The organism is Paenibacillus sp. CAU 1782, assembly GCF_054551715.1.
On the sequence record NZ_JBTOLL010000001.1, the window covers coordinates 1828491 to 1846682 of the forward strand.

At 50.5% G+C, this 18192-nt stretch carries 12 protein-coding genes and 1 pseudogene; 1 reads left to right on the top strand and 12 read right to left on the bottom strand.

All coding sequences use genetic code 11. The features are described from left to right. Positions 1-15 precede the first annotated feature (15 nt). The gene (locus ACX93W_RS08630) at positions 16-4536 is read right to left on the bottom strand and encodes an endo-1,4-beta-xylanase (protein WP_459391885.1); all 4521 of its coding nucleotides are present in this window, start codon (positions 4534-4536) and stop codon (positions 16-18) included. A gap of 333 nt (positions 4537-4869) precedes the next feature. Between ACX93W_RS08630 and ACX93W_RS08635 the strand changes: the two genes are divergently transcribed. Next, positions 4870-5835, top strand: coding sequence for a phosphotransferase family protein (locus ACX93W_RS08635; protein ID WP_459391886.1), 966 nt, complete (start codon positions 4870-4872; stop codon positions 5833-5835). Positions 5836-6046: 211 nt separating this feature from the next. On the opposite strand, the pseudogene rpmG reads toward ACX93W_RS08635, so the two are convergent. The 11 genes and pseudogenes from rpmG to ACX93W_RS08690 all read right to left on the bottom strand — a co-directional run. Further along, positions 6047-6130: pseudogene (gene rpmG, locus ACX93W_RS08640) on the bottom strand (50S ribosomal protein L33); the annotation flags it as partial. 10 nt (positions 6131-6140) lie between these two features. Further along, on the bottom strand, positions 6141-7358 hold the full coding sequence (locus ACX93W_RS08645) for a GTP-binding protein (RefSeq protein ID WP_459391887.1): 1218 nt from the start codon (positions 7356-7358) through the stop codon (positions 6141-6143). Positions 7359-7570: 212 nt separating this feature from the next. Continuing rightward, positions 7571-8107 (bottom strand): CueP family metal-binding protein, encoded by a 537-nt coding sequence (locus ACX93W_RS08650; protein WP_459391888.1) that lies wholly within the window; start codon positions 8105-8107, stop codon positions 7571-7573. Positions 8108-8134: 27 nt separating this feature from the next. Beyond that, positions 8135-9538, bottom strand: a complete 1404-nt coding sequence (locus ACX93W_RS08655) for a LysM peptidoglycan-binding domain-containing M23 family metallopeptidase (RefSeq protein WP_459391889.1) — start codon at positions 9536-9538, stop codon at positions 8135-8137. A 94-nt stretch (positions 9539-9632) separates the two neighbouring features. After that, positions 9633-10019, bottom strand: a complete 387-nt coding sequence (locus ACX93W_RS08660) for a hypothetical protein (protein ID WP_459391890.1) — start codon at positions 10017-10019, stop codon at positions 9633-9635. A gap of 212 nt (positions 10020-10231) precedes the next feature. Then, entirely contained in the window at positions 10232-11098 is an 867-nt protein-coding gene (locus ACX93W_RS08665; RefSeq protein WP_459391891.1) for a M56 family metallopeptidase, read from the bottom strand. After that, entirely contained in the window at positions 11095-11517 is a 423-nt protein-coding gene (locus tag ACX93W_RS08670) for a BlaI/MecI/CopY family transcriptional regulator (protein ID WP_459391892.1), read from the bottom strand. Before ACX93W_RS08670 ends, ACX93W_RS08665 begins: the two co-directional genes overlap by 4 nt. Before the next feature lie 234 nt (positions 11518-11751). Beyond that, on the bottom strand, positions 11752-14112 hold the full coding sequence (locus ACX93W_RS08675; protein WP_459391893.1) for a beta-galactosidase: 2361 nt from the start codon (positions 14110-14112) through the stop codon (positions 11752-11754). A gap of 79 nt (positions 14113-14191) precedes the next feature. Then, positions 14192-15730 carry an ABC transporter substrate-binding protein gene (locus tag ACX93W_RS08680; protein WP_459391894.1) on the bottom strand — a complete coding sequence of 513 codons (1539 nt, stop codon included), beginning with the start codon at positions 15728-15730 and terminating at the stop codon, positions 14192-14194. A 52-nt stretch (positions 15731-15782) separates the two neighbouring features. Further along, positions 15783-16691 (bottom strand): carbohydrate ABC transporter permease, encoded by a 909-nt coding sequence (locus tag ACX93W_RS08685; RefSeq protein ID WP_459391895.1) that lies wholly within the window; start codon positions 16689-16691, stop codon positions 15783-15785. A gap of 21 nt (positions 16692-16712) precedes the next feature. Next, complete coding sequence (locus ACX93W_RS08690; RefSeq protein ID WP_459391896.1) at positions 16713-17633, bottom strand: ABC transporter permease; 921 nt, start codon at positions 17631-17633, stop codon at positions 16713-16715. Positions 17634-18192: the final 559 nt, after the last annotated feature.

Genomic DNA, 18192 nt, shown 5'->3' on the forward strand with positions numbered 1-18192 from the left:
AGTCACCTAAACACTTTAAGACATTTGCCAAATGCGGTACAGCAGGACCGCGGCTTGCCCGGCGGAAACCTGCCGAAGCGGAGCCAACTTGCCATCCATGCCGTTCAGAACGCCAAGCGACAGCAGCAAAGCTGTACTTTCTCGGGCATACTTCGCTACCTGAACATGATCCGAATACGCCTCAAGCTCGGCTGCATCTTCCAGTACCCCATTGCCGGAAAGCTTGCCGGCGGCGGACAAGGCGCGGCTCGCCAGTACAAACATATCCTGACGGCTCAATTTGCTGTCGGGATTGAAGCTGTTACCGCCAACTCCCGTTGCGATGCCAAGCTCCTTCGCTATCCGCAGCGCCTCGTAGCGGCTGTCTGACGAAGCAACATCATCGAAGCCTTCTACTTTGGCGCTTATCCCGCTCAACTCCAATACATCAACCAGCATCCTTGTAAAGTCGCCTCTATTCATGTCGGAGGAGGCATGCAATGTATCGCCGGAAAAACTCCCGGCTATGCCCCTCGCCAACAAGGCCTCGGCCGCTTCGCGCGCCCATTCGGCAATCGGCTCTATTTCCGCATTAGGTTGCGCATTAGCTATTGCAAAAGTTCCGGGAAGACTGGCCTGGAACACTAACCCGCCTTCCTCTTCGATGTAACGGCTGTTCACTACGGGAGAAGCCGTGCCGTCATTGTTCACCCGCAAAACGACCAGTCGGTGAAGAGATTCCGCTTCCTCCTGGGCAGCTTTGTAAGGTATAACAACGGTGGCGTTAACCAAGGCGTAATTCCATACGTCCCCTCCTGTCAACAAGCTCACCTTGATGACTGGACGATTACCAACCGATGCTAGCCATTCTGCCGCATCATTAAGAGACTTGGAGTCAGCCTGTTGTGAGCTTCCGCTCTCCTCCTCCGATCCGCCTGTCGACTGCCGCAGTGTATTGTCCAACAGCAGCACAGTCACGCCTGCCGACTGCCGCAGTGTATTGTCCGACAGCAGCACAGTCACGCCTGGCAGACCTTCGGCCGAAGCGTCCGACAGCAGCTTGCCTGACAATTTCAGTCTTCCTATTGGTGTCGCAATATCCAACGCGATGGTTTCAGCACCCTCCAGAGCTACCGCAGGCAGACCAAGCTCATAGGCTGTGCCGCCGCTGACTTCCTTCAGTTCAATTCCAATCGCTGTAACATCACTGCCTTCTTTTTGGGCTTGCCGCAAAACCTCCCGGAGCTGCTGCTCCGTTACGTTAGCTTTGGCTGTGCCTTGAAGCAATGTGACAGGCGCGAATATTACGCCGTTTTTGATTTCAGTCACAGGCGGGATGTAGAAACTTCCGGCACCGGAAGGCGGAGACGCGGGATGCCGGCTTAAGCGCAGCACGCCCAATCTGGACGTATCCGCATAAGATTGTCCGCTCTCATCGGCCCAAATAGCTACGCTATCGCGCGTGCCGTCATCATTTACATCGTTGTTCACTTGCAGGTCGAAGCCGATATGCAGCCCTTCAGACGGCGCAATGGCAGGAAGCTTGATCGCCGCCTCCACCACGTAACCAATCTCCGCTCCCGAAGCGTCCTTAATGATTTTGACCTCCGAAGCCAGGTTTTCCAGACTTGCAAACCCGCCTACAGAACGTGCATTCCTGAAGTTGATCCGATATTGGCCGTCGTCGCCTTCATACTCCGATGTTTTGCCGTTATTCTGATCAACAAAGATTTCAATAGAATCCTGCTCCCACGGATTGGAGCTTCTGTCGGTGAGCAGGCTGTCGGTGACGACCGCGTATATATACAAATGGCTTTCATCCCATAGCGCTCGGAACTTGGCCGTCGATCCCTCTGTTCCCTGCACCCAAATCCCGGTTTCCATTTCGGGAGCCGTTTGCCAGATGGCATCGGGTTCGCCGTCAATGACGGGAGTTCCTTTGAACGCTTGACCCAATGTGATGCCATCAACAAAGGTCAACGTGCCGTAGCCCAACCGGTCGGCATGCTGGTTGTTGCGATGATCGCTCCATGACACTATTCCTCCGCCGCCGGTATTTTCCGGGCTGCCGTCTGTCCCCGTATCCGTTGCGCGAATATCGAACAACACCTGCCCTCCGGGTGCCCCCGGCGTTGCCAACGGCAGCGCTCCTTCTACCCGGTAGCCGCCCGCCGTTTCCGTGCTTCCCGCTCCTCCGCGCGAAAGCTCCAGATGCGAGCCGGTTCCTCCGTCATAGAGAAACAGCTCTACCTTATCGCCTTGCGCGAGCGTGCCGTCATTTACTTCTGCCTGCACATATAGGCGGCCGCTGTCCCATAACGTTTTGAACGAGATTTGAAGTTCGTTGCTGTCTTCACTTTTTACGTACGGCACAGGTCCCCATGCAGGGTCGTTTACCCCTATGCTTGACGGGGTGCCTTGTGTGGATCTCGCTGTTTGCGGGGAAAGAGGCAGCATCGCCGGATTTACCATCCCCCAATAAGCGGGTTTAGCCCTGTAATTTTTGTCAAAAGGAAACGGAGCGTCCTGTCTGGCGATCGGGCGGTTATGCAGCCAGGTATGATCATCCGCAATGCCCCATAACGTTACATTGCTGATCCAGCCGTTCTCCGCTCCTGCCGCTTTGCCCTCCAGATCCAGCGATCTCAATTCCTGGAACAGCTCCTTGTATCGGTAGCCCTGGTCTGCAAGCACCCCCTCCGGAACAACAGTGTACGCATCCGTATTGTTTGTATAAACCGATATATCCAGCTCCGTCAGCTGATTATCAAAGCCGGCTTCGCCAAACTTGCGGATGGAGTCGCTAATGAGTCCAATAGACGGCGAGGCAATATTTATATGGGTTTGATGGCCCACCCCGTCGATCGGCACCCCTTCATTTCTTAGCCCCACAGCCAGATCGTATAGAAAATCCCGCTTTCTTGGCTGATGCGTGCCGTAGTCATTGATATACAGTTTGGCGTCGTCGCCGGCAACCTCCCGGGTTACCTCAAATGCTGTCCGGATAAAATCCAGCCCCGTCAGACGGTACCAGGCGCTGTTTCTCATCCCGTCGGGACGGTTTTCGTCAATCACCTCGTTTACGACATCCCAGTCGCGCACATCGTCCTTATATCTGCCGACCACTTCGCGCAAATACGTCTCCAGACGCTGCAGAACAAGCTCCTTGTTTTCCGGAGTCGCCTCAAGCTCAATGCCGTTTTCGTCCTTCAGCATCCAATCCGCGCCTTGCTCATGCCAAACCAGCGTGTGAAAACGCAGATTCATATCGTTGTCCCTGGCATAATCCCTGATCTGATCCGCCCCCGTCCAATTGAAAACGCCTGGCGACGGATTGATCGACGAAGGTTTCATCGCATTTTCCGCAACAATGGAATTGTAGTGATACTCCAGCAGCTGCTTGTGCACGCCATTCAGATGGACCGGCTCTACTGCCGCCCCAATCTCGAAATAATCGCTATAGACATCGCCCAATGACGGAATGTCGGTCTGGATAGTGCCTGGCGGGGCAATAACGACATCATCGATATACAATTGGTCCTCAACATTCGAAGATTCGATATACAGCCTCAGCGTATCCCTTGCTCCGGCATAACTGAATGTCCCTTTCAGCTCAACCCAATCCGTTGCGCCAACCGATGCCGAAGCCAGCGACGTATACGCCGTTTGCGACGCTCCTTCCGCCTTGTTTTCCATCGTCAGCCTGATTGTGCTTGGAGCGGTCGGAACCGACTCGAGACGGACAAAAGCAGAAATGCGGTAGGTTGTGTCGGGCTGAAGCAGCTCCTTCACATCCCTGCTTGGCCCGTTCCATGTTGCCGTCCGGTTGTAGGCCTTGAGGCTGCGGCTTCCGCTATGCGCGACCTCCTCGGATACGCTCACCGACTCCTCGCCTCTTGCTGCCCACCCCATTGTTGTACCATCTTCAAAATCGTAAATGATAGTTTCACCCGATGGCGGCTCTTCCCCGGGATCTTCAGGCGCAGCCTGAATTTGCTCAACGACAAACTGGTCCATATAATAAGCGGCGGTGGCGCTGGAGGTGCTCTGCAAATAAACCTCAAGCACCGTTGCCTTTTTGTCGTATGTATATTGCCCCTTCACCAGAACCCAGTTTTCATCCCCCACGGATACAGCGGACCCCAAATTGACGTATTCGTTATCGGCCCCCGTCTGCTTCACGGCAAACTGCAGGGATTCTTCGCTTTCCGCGCCTTCCTTCAGTTTGACATAGGCGCTAATTTCGTAGACGGCTTCCTTGTGAAGCAATCCGGTAGCGGCCAAATTAAATCCCGGGCCGTTCCATGTTGCGGTTCTTCCTTCCGTCAGCAAGCTGCCGCTTCCTTCGTAGGCAGCATGAAGCGAATGCGTAACCGTCTCGCTTCCCCGCTTGTACCATCCCAACGCGCCATCTTCAAAAAGATGCTCAATGACAACCTCCCGCGCTGCATCTGCGGCGCTTGCGGATGCCTTCCCGGCACCGGCGCCCGTTGGCAGAATCAGCAGCACGGCCAGCACGGCCGCTATTGCTTTTGCATAACCTTTAACCATCGTCATGAATCTCCTCCATCGTCATTTTGTTAACCGTCCGTTATAAAGCGCTTACATTTTGTTGAAGCAAACACCTCCCATCTCTATTCTATCGCCTCTTCCCCATTTTCTGAACCTGCCAAACTATAGGTCTTATTACATAAATTCAATCATTTCACCCCCCTGCCAACCCGCTTATGGCCCGTTCGTCAAAATGACATCTTTCCTACGCATTCCAGCCGCAAATTTGTCGAAATAATGGGCAGGCTTTTGCCTGTTGTTCATCGAAAACTTGAAGGAGCCAAACTATCTATTACACATCCTTTTAATTCATTCAAAACAGAAGGTGAATCATTCCCTATGGAAAGCTTAAATAAAAGTAAACTCGGCCAGGAGGAGCTGCGGCGCATTATCGAAAAGGCATTTGGCCAAAGCTTTAGCGAAGCTGTGGAATTATCCGACGGCTGGGCCAACACCGCCTATGCCATCAAGCTGGCGGACGGCCGCCGCGTCGTGCTCAAAGTTGCTCCCCACAGGGACAAAACCGTGATGCGCTGCGAGCGAAACAATATGCAAACCGAGGTGGAAACGCTCCGGCTTGTCGCGGAACGCGGCGGCGTCCCCGTCCCCCACGTCTATGTGTACGACCCGACTTGCAGGCTGATTCCGGCGGAATATTTTATAATGGAGTTTGTTGAAGGACAACCTCTGAATAAAGTGCGGGACAGCTTAAGCCAGGAACAGCTGGCCGCCATCCGTTATCAGCTTGGCGTTTACAACCGCAGAATCAACTCCATTAATGGCAGCGTATACGGACCGTTATTTCCGGAGGACGGCGTACGCTCAACCTGGATGGAGGCTTTCTCCGATCTGATCTTTGGGGTTCTTGAGGACGGCAAGAAAGCCGGAGTCGAATTGCCCGCAAGCTATGAATCGCTGGAGGAGGAAATTCAAAAGCGGCTGCCGGTGATGGAGGAAATAACCGAAGCCAATCTGGTGCTGTGGGATTTATGGGACGGCAACGTATTTGTCCGTGACGGGGAGATCAGCGCCATTATCGATCTGGAGCGTTCATTATGGGGCGATCCGCTGGACGAATATTATTTCAGCCATTTTGACCGGCATGCCGCGTTTGAACGGGGCTACGGCAGATCACCCGCAACACTGTCGGAGCTTAAGCGGCTTGAGCTGTACGATTTGTTCCGGGATCTTCTGATGGTCATTGAATGCTACTACCGCCACTATGAAGACCAGGGGCATATTCAGTGGGCCCATGACAATTTGCGCGCCGGACTGGAACGGTTTTTTAACAGGCAAGAAGTCTAGACGCCGAAAATAGCCGTTTACCGATAAAATCGGATGCGCAGTCCTGTTCAAATCGGACAAAAGCCGCCCTTTGCTGTAGCGCCGTCACTTGTTGGATACATTTGGCGGCGCAGCCCAGTTCTGAGGCGGCTTTTCTTATGCGACAAACTAGCCGCATGACAGTGATAGAGCATGACAGAGCAGCAGAGTTAACGCGGCAGGCGCACAGAATTTATCTTGTTTCCCTGTGGATCGTATATTTTTTGAATCTGGGGCTGTATTTTCGAAGCTCCAGTCGCTCGGGATGATTGCGTTTGAAGCATTCCTTACTGAAGCATTTCTTCAAGCTGGACATCGCTTTGATCCGGGAATTCGTCCCTGAAGGCGGACCATTCCAAGCCCATTTCATCCTCCGTCAGCAGACAGCGGTCCAATTCGCCGGACAAAGCCGGGCGATCAAGCGACATGCCGATCAATACAATTTTGTTGATACGGTCGCCGCAAGCGTCGTTCCAGTTTTTTTGAATGTCGGGATTGTCCCTGAATATGTCGGCATGCATGCTTTCCGGCAGCGATGCCACCCATCTGCCTGCGGGACCAAACTGGATGGAAGGACCGGCCTGGCTGAGGTTTTGCGCCATATCGTTGCGGCTTGCGAGCCAAACGATGCCTTTGGCGCGAACGACCTGCTCCGGCCAGTTGGACATCCACTTCATCAGCCTGCCGGGATGGAAGGGGCGAGTGCGCTCGTACACAAAGGAAGAAATGCCGTATTCCTCGGTTTCCGGAACATGGTATTCCTTCTCCATCTCTTGAATCCATCCCGCCGAACGGCTTGCCTCCTCGAAGTTAAACAAGCCCGTATTCAGAATGGCAGCAGGGTCCACTTGGCCATGACTGGAGCGAATCAGCTTTGCTTTGGGCTGCAGCGCCTTCAGCACCTTTTCCAAATCCTCCAGATCCTTTTCGGCCACTCTGTCGCATTTGTTCAAAATGAGCACGTCGCAAAATTCGATCTGGTCGATTAGAAGATCCACAACCTCGCGGACATCTCCTTCGCCAACATCCTGCTTGCGGTCCATCAAGGATTCGCCGGATGAAAAGTCGCTCCAGAAACGGTAAGCGTCCACAACCGTCACCATGCAGTCAAGTGTGCAAAATTGCGTCAAATCGATGCCTTGCTCCTGATCGATGTACGAGAAGGTTTGGGCTACCGGAACCGGCTCGCCAACCCCGGTCGATTCGATCAATATGTAATCAAACCGACCTTCCATCGCCAGCCGTTCCACCTCGCGCAGCAAATCCTCCCTGAGCGTGCAGCAGATGCAGCCGTTAGACATTTCCACCAGCTTTTCCTCTGTACGGGACAACCCGCCTCCATTTTGAATCAATTCCGCATCAATATTAACCTCGCTCAAATCGTTCACAATCACCGCCACTCTCATGCCGCTGCGGTTGTTTAATACATGGTTTAGAATCGTTGTTTTCCCTGCCCCGAGATAACCGCTAAGCACGGTTACCGGCAGTTTTTTATCAATTGCCATACCAATGTCCCTCCATAGGTTCCGCAAAGACTTCCCGATGTTCCGATGTTCGAAGCCTCGCTTCAACCTTAATTGTAATCATTTCGATTTACTAATCGTAATTGTTACGATTATACTTGTCAACTCTTTTTATAAATCTGCGGTGATGGCTGGTTCCATTCCAATAAAAAAAGCCGGAGAGCGTTCTCTCCGGCTTCAGCTTCATCGCTTGCTTATGCTAATCGCATCGTTGTAATACAGGTATTGTCCCCTTCAAAGGTGGATATCTGCGACTCCGAGGTCAATCCGTTTTGTTCAATCTTCACAGAGTAAGTCTTGTCCCGCGGAAGCCACAAATCAACAAAGCCGTTGCCCAGCGTGCTGACGGTTTCGTCGATCACCGTGTTTCCTTCGGCATCCTTGATCGTAAGCTTGATGTCCTGCTCCTTCATCTCCCCTTGGCAGCCCGTCAAGCTGTGGATCGCGCAAGGATGAGTTTCGTTTACAAAAGGGGCAATGGAGACAAAAAACTCGTCCTTCGGCAACGGGTATGAAGTGGATTGATTATTTTTCCCCGTTACAATGAGCTCCGATGACGAAATGGATGCATTTTTCACATCGCTTTTTCCCGAGCTATACTCCCTGACAAGCTGTTTGATCTCCTCTGTGCCCAGCACTTGGGCCTCTTCCTTGCCGCCAAGATTAACAATCAGCAACACGCCCAATACGACAGCGGCAAGACCGCCGGCAATGGCAACTAATCTACGCATGCTTGTCCAACACTCCTTATCCGTGCTTTATTCAATATACTCCATCGGATTCAGGCGCGTTTCTCCTTTATGAATTTCAAAATGAAGATGTACGCCTGTCGATCTTCCTGTTGTTCCCATTATACCCATACCATCGCCTTTTTCAACAAGATCGCCATTGTTGACATTCAACTCGCTGAGATGGGCGTATAATGTTTTATAGCCATTTTGATGATCGACTATAATATGATTGCCGTAACTAGAGTCATACTCGGCCGTAATCACCTTTCCGCTATCGGCGGCGTAAATCGTCAAATCGGAGGAAACCGCATCCGTACCGGCATGCAGCCTGCCCCAGCGCTGCCCGAATTTGCTTGTAATTTGCGCTCCGGTAATCGGCCACTTAAAGGAGCCGCTTCCAACGCCTTTAATTACCTTTGAGCCTTGAATCACCTTTTGAGGCTCCGCCTTCTCTAACGTCTCTTCTTCCACGACGGCCTGATCAACCAGCTCCCCGTTTATTTTGGTAACGAGATAGGTCAGCTTCTTTTTCCCGTCCTTGCCGGGGTTCTCCACCTTCGATACGCCGACCCGCAGTGAGTCATCATAAACGACCTCGATTCCGCGCGGTATGCTGACTGTTTCGGAATAGAGCTCCTCCGTTTTAACCGAAATTTTGGGCTGCATAACGGTCAAATCCAGTTCATCGCCTATCGATAAAAAATCGTTTTGTATCCATTCGTTATTTTCATAAATGGAATTTTGCGAAACATTAAACTTTTGGGCAATGCAGGAGATGCAATCACCCTCCTGAACAACGTAAGTGGTCGGATTTTTGTCCCTTCCTTGAAGCTTCTGCAGCAAAACCTCCCCATCGTCAAGCTCTGCCGGGCTTGCTTCAACGGATGAAATGCTGATTTGCTCCACAAAATCAACGGATTTAAGCTCGATAGGCGTTTTGGTTTTCTCCAGCTCGACAGTTTCAACGTTGCCATTGCCCATCGTTTCCACCTTGGCATCCTTGCCATTAACGATATAAGGCTCCTTCAGCTTGTCCAAAATTTGCTCGGCAATGTCCTTGTTTTTCACAATGCCTGCAATTTCTCCATCAACAGTCACCTGGACGCCAAAGCTTTTTACTTCAAAAAGCTGATTAAGCTCCGATTGAACTTTATAATCCTGCGCCATGGCATTTAATCGGCTGGTTTCCCCAAAAGAAAAGCTAGCGCTGTTCGTTTGGAACCGCAAGCCAGGATTTTGCTCCGCAAATTCAGCTTCCTTCTGCTCAAGCCATTGTCCCAATAATTCGGGATTTGATATTTCACCGATCAACTCGCCATTAAAAGAGACGGGATAAACCGTCTTTATTTGCGATGCCACTACAAATCCGCTGCAGAAAACAACCATCAGAACAAGGGCCGAGTATAACACTATTTTTGATTTATAACGCATGTATGCCTCCTTAAAGCCATTTCAGTAAACACTCATTCTACCTTAACATATGATCAAGTATTCATGAATAAAATGCAACACGGTTTGACGATAATTAATTTTTCTCATTGTTGAAGGGCTTCGAAACATGCATGCCGCCGCCAGCATAATAATGACCATAAAGCTCATATTTCCTGGTTGGCATCTCCGTTGTTGCCCCGGAAAATACTCCATTCCCCTTATAGGTTGTTTTAATCCAAATCGGTCCATTGTTTTCACTGGTACGCAGCTCGAACAGCACCCACGACTCTTTGCCGATTACAGATTCGTTAACGGCTGCAGAAATAACCGTTTTCTCCCCGTCAGAAGAAGATAGCGTTATATCCATATCAAATACGCCCACATTGCCTCCGCAAGCCGTAAGCAGCAGCACGCTGGAAATCAATGCAATGGCCACAATTGCGATTTTGCGCTGAACCCCCCCTATTTTCCCCTTCAACATTTTCACCTCGCCTGCTCAAAATATTTTTCTACAAATGTAAGTTCAAAAAGACCGGTTTTCAGTACCAAGAAGATGGAATGAAGCTAGAAATAGAGGACCGGAGCGTAGTGGTAGCTACGTGAGGACCGGATATTTCGGCTGAATCCCATATTCGACGCCGGTAATGCCGCAAGGCATACTCCGTAATGGAAAGCGGGCTTTTTGAACAACCTTTATAAACAGAAACCAAAGAGAAAGAGGGACATAAATAACAACACCAGCCCGGAGATTATAATGGATGCCGGGGTTGTGATTTCTAACTTAGGCTCGGCCGAAGGATACAGAATTTGATTGATCCGATGCGGGACGGAGGAGTCGGCAAAACGGGGCCAAATCGCTGCCGGCTTGAATTCGCGGTTTCTAGCCAATGACAGCAGCACCTGCCCGATCGGATAAGGGCTTCCTGTTTGCTTGATAGCATAACGGTCGGCCAACAGTTCCATCCAAACGGCGCAATACCGTCCAAGATCGGCAATGACGGGAACAAAAGCAAAGCCTTTTCCGAGCAGTACCAGCATTGTGAGCAATAAAGGATGATGCTTTTTGCAATGATATATTTCATGCAGCGCGATGGCTTCGGCTTCCTTGTCGCCAAATCGGCCCAGCGCTCCGCTTGACAAGATGACGCGTCTTTTGAATAGGCCGCAGGCAAAAGCTACAAATGACGGCTCGTCGATGACTACAATCGGAATGCCTCCGCCAAGCCGATTGCTCCATTGCTTCGACAATTCCATATTGCGTTTCGCATCCAGCATCCGCTGCAGCTTGAACGCAAGATATCCTTGCACAATCAGATGCCATAAAGCGACGCATGCCAAATAAATCATCAATCCGTTAAACAGCAAACTCACCAGGTAATGGTTAACCGTTAAATCCAGCAGAATGGCATGCAACAGCCCCTGCACACCCCTCCATTCCGGAAAATCGCCAAGCTGATGGCGGATTTGCTGCACCATTTGAAGCAATATCCACGCTGCCAGCACAATGATCAGCCCCAACGCATATCTGGCTTTTTTCGGCATCACTGTCCCCGTATTCATTTATTTTTCAACTCATTAAGTCGATTTTCCAGCCTATCCAGCAGCTCGGAGTCCAACTCATCCAACCTGTCGATAAAATGGTTGACGACAAGCGGTCCAAAGTCTTCAATCAACCCATCGGCGATCACCTTGGTCTGCTCCGAGATAAATTGCTCCATCGTCCTTGTCGAGTAAAAATAGGTTAAGCGGTTGCGTCCGCCGCCCGTCGTTTCCTTAACCAATACGCCTTTGTCCGCAAGACGAATCATAACCGTCATTACCGCGTTTAACGAAATCGCCGACTCCTGATTCAGCTTTTCATGCGTTTGCTTGATCGTCAATTTCTCATGCTCCCATATCGCTTGCATGACTTTAGCTTCAAGAGACCCGAAGAAGCGATGCAACCCTTCTTCGTTAACATTCAACTTTTTAATTTTCATGATTTTCGTTCTCTCCCTTGCTGTATGGCATAAAGGCAGTCGCTTTCTCCGTAACGGAAAACCATTATACTATCCCCTGTAGTCTAAAAACCCATAGGCTTATTATAACAAAGTACAGCCGCACATGGAAACACGGAACTCGATATCTTAGATTGCATGACCTGATTACGCCAAAAAACCTCCGGCGTAGCCGCTCATTTATGAACGACCGCAACCGGAGGATACTTAAAAAGCTTAATTCGTTGAGCAATCCAGGCGGTAAATCGGTTCAACCTTAACGCCATGAATAGCGGCCACCGCTTCGCCTTCGAACTGGCGCGACACAGCCATGGCGGCATCCTTCGCAATCGTCACTTTCCCCTTGCGCAGCGGCGTCGTTTGAAGCACGATGGTATTGTCACGGACATTTTCGCGGATATGCGACAAACCAAGCTCCCACGACTTTCCATTGTAGAAGTGGTCATGCAGCAGCTGTCCGCCCGAGAAGGCATAACCTACGTTGCCGGTATAGCGGATATGGAGCAGCACGTCATAAGCCTCCTGCGGCAGGCCGTTTGGAAAACGCAGCGCCACTTTATGCTCTTGGAGACGTTCAAGCTCGACTTCAACGCCGCAAGGAGACAATTTAAAGGTGTATTCGCTGAACCAGCCTTGCTTCGCCACATCCGCCGCAGCTACTTCGGATTTCGCAGCGAGGTTAAGGCTTGGTTGTCCCGGGGCATCGTAAACCCGGCACTTGATTTCGCTTTTGCCTTCGCTGACGAAAGAAATGCCTTCTTCATCCACAATACATGCCGCATCGGAGAAGAAAATGCGGCGCTCGCCGCCCAGCTCCGACTGCCACATAGTTGCTGCTTCACGCTCTGTCATTACATAAAGACGGATGACGCGCCCGTTCGGCGCTTTAAATTGAATAAGCGCGGATTTGCCAGGAACGGTAGAGACGACAGTAACGCCATCGCTGTCCTGCTCCGCTTTGCCGTTTTCAACGGCGAGTTCGCTAAAAGTCGCCGTATCCAGCAGAAGTTCGGCAGCTTGACCGCCCGGCGCGCGGAAGAAGTAGGTGTCGCCATCTTCGCCCTTCACTTGCGTAACCGGCTGACAGGTTGCCGCAATCAGCAAAGCTCCGCCCAGATCAAAACGGAAGGGCAGCATCAGCGACGCTCCCGGCTCGATGGTCAGAGGCCTCCGCCGCGGGAATACGATACCGCCATTCGCGGTCTCAAGAGCAAATCTAATGTTTTCATGCCGCGACATCTCTACATGATCCTGATAGTTGTTTACAAACAGGAATCCGGTATTGCCGTCAGATCTTACGGCATAACGCAGATCTTCGCCATTTTCCGGCTTGATATCCAGCGCATTATCCGGCAAGACGGTAGCAAGCGGCGCCAGCCGTTCGCCAAAGCTTTGCAGAAAATAATGCAGCGGGCGCAGCAGATCGTTGGATGGCCGTATTTGCCCGAATTCGCCAATCGGCGCTTGAAAATCGTATGAAAATCTTGGCGTCGTATTTTCATTGAGATAACCCGTTTCACCCATCGGGTTTGTGCCGCCATGGAACATATAATAGCCGACAAAATTACAGCCGCCGGCCAGCTTCATCATCGTCATTGCGGATACGCTTTCAGGCTCGACCTGGAAACGGGCCAAATACCAGGTTTGCATGCCTCCGCCCATCTCGCAGCAAGCAAAAGGATATTTCTCACGTGGATACGGCGGAGAAAAACGGTTTTTGCTCTCGTCGTCGTTATGATAATCCTGGAACACATATTCTCCCGTTGGCTGCTGATCCGGCTGCTCGGCCGTTACGCTCCAAGGCGTGTAGGCATAACCGCCATATAGCGGAAGCACCTCATCCTCAAGCAGCGGCGCATTATCCCAGCCCGTGCTCGTATAGATCGGCGTAACAAGTCCCGCTTCCTCGGCCATCGTCTTCAGATTCCGCATATGGCGGATGCCCTCTTCGCCGCTTGCTCCTCCGCCAAGGTACTCGTCGCCTTGCTTTGTAGTCATTTCCCACGGAGCGGATGCAGCGTTCAGCTCATTTTCGAGCTGGATGCCGATGACGGGGCCTCCATCCTTAAACATCAGGCCTTCCACCTGCCCGCCGATTTCTCCGTACAGCCGGCGCACATAGTTCAAGTAACCTTCATCATTGGAACGAACCTCGAAGGTTTGGCCGAACAACCAATCCGGCAAACCTCCGTTGCGAACCTCGCCATGGCAAAACGGTCCAACGCGAAGAATGACATGCAGGCCGCGCCGCGCGCACAATTCCACGAACTTCCGCAGATCACGATTGCCGGACCAGTTGAAGTTTCCTTCTGTCTCTTCATGATGGTTCCAGAATATATAAGTCGCGACAACATTAATACCCGACATTTTCATTTTCCCGATTTCCAGATCCCAGGCTTTTTCATCGTATCGGGCATAGTGGTATTCGCCGCAAATGGCGATAAACGGTTTCCCGTTCCACTCCATGTAGTAGTTCGTAAAGCTGATCTTGTCTCCTTGCGGGTTTGAGCCATTCATTTTGAGAGATGACGGATAGATGGATTTCGCGGCATTGCGAACTGAAATGGCATATTCCATGTTGGCCCTCCTCGATAATGGGTTAAATACAATGCAAGGTGCCCCCCGCAAAAGCCGGGAGCACCTCACTGTTTATTGCTTATTTGCCAAGAGCAGCGTTGATTTGTTTTTGCATTTCTTCTTTGATTTTTTCGATGCCGGCAGCTTTCAGCTGTTTAACCAGCTCATCGCGGCCTTTTTCGATGTCATCAATCAAACCGTATTCCAAAGGAATACCGTAACGCAGCATGACGTTGCCTACGTTTGCCACTTCGTTTTTCACGTTGGTGTTGTCGAATACAAACGTTTCAAGCGGGAAGTGGTATACTTTTTCTTTCCAAGCATCCGTAATGGCGTTAACGGAATCAGGAATGGAATCGTCTTTACGGTTCAGCAGCGAGTTGAAGCCCCAGTTGGAGAAGCCTGTATAGTTAGGCGCAGCATCGCCCGGTGAATATTTGTCGTCGCCTACAGCTGTGTAATGCTTGCCTTCGATACCGTACATGATCAGGTCATGAAGCTCCTTGTCGCTTTGCAGCAAGTCGATCACCATCAGGGAACGCTCAACGTTTTTGCTTGTTGCGGATACAGCCATGCCGTTTTGCGTCGACAAAGCGTTCAGCTTGTAACGGTCAGGCGTGATGTCGGCTACTTCAAACTTGAATTGGCCGGCTTTGTTGCCTTCTACCATGTTCAGACCAAGCGTGCCGACGTTGTGGCTGCGAGCGCCAACTTTGCCAGCCAGCATGTCTTGCCATACGTCGCTTTTTTCGCTCAGTACGTTTTTCGTCCATACGCCGTTGTCAGCCAGATCTTTGTAGTATTTCAAAAGTTCCAGGAACTCAGGAGTTTCGTATACAGTGAACAGCTCGCCGTTAGGGTCGTCTGTTTTGAACGCCAGCGGAACGCTGATGTCGGCTACTGTCCAGTTATTGTTTTGCTCAAGCAGCATGTCGTCCATCTCATGCCATTTCCAGCCGTCGCCAGGGCGAGCGCCGTAAGCTGTAACGCCCGGCTCGTTGGCTGCAACTGTTTTCAGGTAAGTTGCAAACGTTTCAGGGCTTGTTACTGGCTCAAGATTGTATTTTTCCAGCAGGTCTTGACGAATCAGAACAACTTTGTCGATTGTTTCGTCGCTGTTTTGCGGAACCATGTAAACTTTGCCGTTTACTTTGGCTTGATCCCAAGCAGCTTGAGGCATTACTTCAAATGTTTTTGGAGCATGCTCCTTCAGCAATTCTTCCGTCAGCTCCAGAAAACCGCCTTTGGATGCCTGGTCGTTATAGTTCGCCCAGTTAGCCGCGTAGATCAGATCAAAGTTTTCTTGTGCCGCAAATTTAAGCGGATATTTCTGAGCCCAGTCGGACCAGTCCAGAAACTCAACGTCAAGAGTCGCGTTTACTTTTTCTTTCAGCTTGGTGTTCAGCTCGCCGAATACTTGATCGTAATCAATCGGTTTGCCGCCTAGCATAATCATCTTCAAAGTAACTTCCTTGTCCGTGCTGCCTGCAGTTTCGCCAGGAGCAGCTGTGCTGCCAGTTCCGGCGTTATCGTTTTTGCTGCCGCATGCAGACAAAATCATGGTAAGAGCCAGAACCAGAACCAACGTCATGGAAGCAAGCTTGCGTGATCCCTTCATGTTTACATCCCCCAAATCAATTTTTTTATGATAACCAGGATTAATCCTGAGGTCACCCTTTTACTGCGCCAATGGTCAGGCCTTTAACAAAGTAACGCTGGATAAACGGATATACCAGGAAAATCGGGCCAGTCGCAACAATCGTCATGGCCATCTTGAGGCTTTCCGTAGGCATCGCGAAGTTAACCGCAACCCCGGAGGCCATCATCGCCTTGCGCAAGCCGTCCATATTGGCCAACATCCGGTACAGGTAATACTGAAGCGGCATCATATCGGACTTTGCTATAAACAGCAGCGCATTGTACCAGTCATTCCAGTAACCCAGCGCCAGGAACAAACCAATCGTTGCCAAGGCGGGTTTGGACAGCGGAAGAATCAGCTTCAGGAAAATGCCGAAGTCCGTCGCGCCATCAATTTTTGCGGATTCCGTAATAGCATCCGGAATGCTGCTCATAAAGGATTTCATGACGATGATATAAAAGACGTTCAGCAGAAGCGGCAGCACAAGCGCCAAATAGTTGTCCTTCATGCCAAGCGAGTTCATCATCAGGTACCATGGCACCAGTCCGCCATTAAACAGCGTCGTGAAAAAGAAGAAGAACGAAAATTTATTGCGCCATTTAAAGTCGCGGCGAGAAAGCACATAAGCTGTCATTGCGGTCAGGAACAGGCCAAGCGCCGTTCCCGCTGCAGTTACGCCAATCGTAACTGCGTATGCCATAATCATATCTTTCGGATATTTGAACAAAACGCTGTAGGCTTCTGTCGAAAATACCGTCGGAATAATTTGATATCCGTTAAGCGTAATGGCGGTTTCATCCGTCAGTGACGATGAAATGATGAGAATAAAAGGAAATATGCATAAGATGGCAAGCAGCGTCATGATCGTGTAGCCGATAATGGAAAGAACCGTTTTGTCAGTAAACTTGAACTTGCCTTTTGTTGCAGTTGGTGAAGCCATATCCTTGTCCCTCCTTCCAGGCTAAAACAATGCCCGATCCTTGTCGTATTTTCGTACCGCGTAGTTCGCTAGCAGGATGGTCGCGAAACCGAGTATGGATTGGTAGAAGCCTGCCGCAGCGGACATGCCGATTTCATTGTTTGTCGTCAAGGAACGGAATACGAAGGTATCAATAACATCCGTAGCGGAGAACAACATACTGTTGTTGCCGATCATGTTGTAGAACATGCCGAAATCGCCGCGGAAAATATTGCCGATTGCCAAAAGCACGAGAATGATCAGCGTTGGCATCAGGTTAGGAATCGTAATTTTGAAAATACGCTGGAAGATGTTTGCGCCGTCGATTTCAGCGGCTTCGTACATTTCCGTATCAATGCTTGTAATGGCCGCCAGATACATGATCGTTCCGTAACCAAGCGCTTTCCAAGCGGTAACGGCTACCAGGATAAACGGCCAATAGGCAGCCGTGTTGTAAATATCCACTTTTGCAAAGCCCAGCCATTCCAGAGCTACGTTCAACGTACCAACATTGTAGTTGAACATGTTATATGCAATCGCGCCGACAACAACCCAGGAAATGAAGTAAGGCAGAAACAGAATGGACTGCGTAATTTTGCGGAACCACTTGCCCGCCACCTCAAACAACAGGATGGCCGCTACGATTTGCAGCAGGTTATTGACAATAATGAAGGCCAGATTGTACAGCGCCGTATTTCGAGTTACGCGCCAGGCGTCTCCGGATTCAAAGAAAAACCGGAAATTGTCCAATCCGTTCCAGGGGCTTCCGAAAATGCCGCCGCTGTAGTTGTATTGCTTAAATGCCAGCACGATGCCGGCCATGGGCACATAGGCAAACAGCAGGAAAAAAAATACTGCCGGAGCCAGCATAAGCAGCAGTGCGCGATATTTTTTGACGTCATGCCAAAACCCGCTTTTGCTCATCTCCCATCACTCCTCGTTCTCTATTTGTTTTTATTATAGTTTTTCAAATGGACGGGCGGCATTCAGGGGATCAACAAAAAATAATACTAATTCACCGATACAACAGTAATAAAGTTTATAAAGTTCAGCTCAAAACAAAAATTAGCGTTTGTCTTCGACTGAGGTCAAGCATCGCGGGAATACAGGCTTCTAATTACTGAATTCGGCTTGTGCTGCGTCTTAGTGGAAGTCCAGGGCCGGAAGCCGGCTAGCAGCACGCTACGGATATCCTTGCATGCAACGGACATCCATGACCTTTAAAGCCTTGTTTTGTTGCCATTTCCACTTTTAAAGGTCATACATGACCGTAAAAACCTAAAACCACCCCCAAAACGTGACTTTTGAACATCTAAAGGACAGTTGTGACCGTTAGCTGAAGCCAATGGTTCCATTTGGGGCTCTAGCGGCCATCGGTGACTGTTAGACAGGCAAAAGGCAGCTGTCGATGTCCAATTTGAACAAAGGTTATCGTCTTCCGTGTTTAGCACTTGCTCAGTGAAATCAAGCACTGATGATAAAG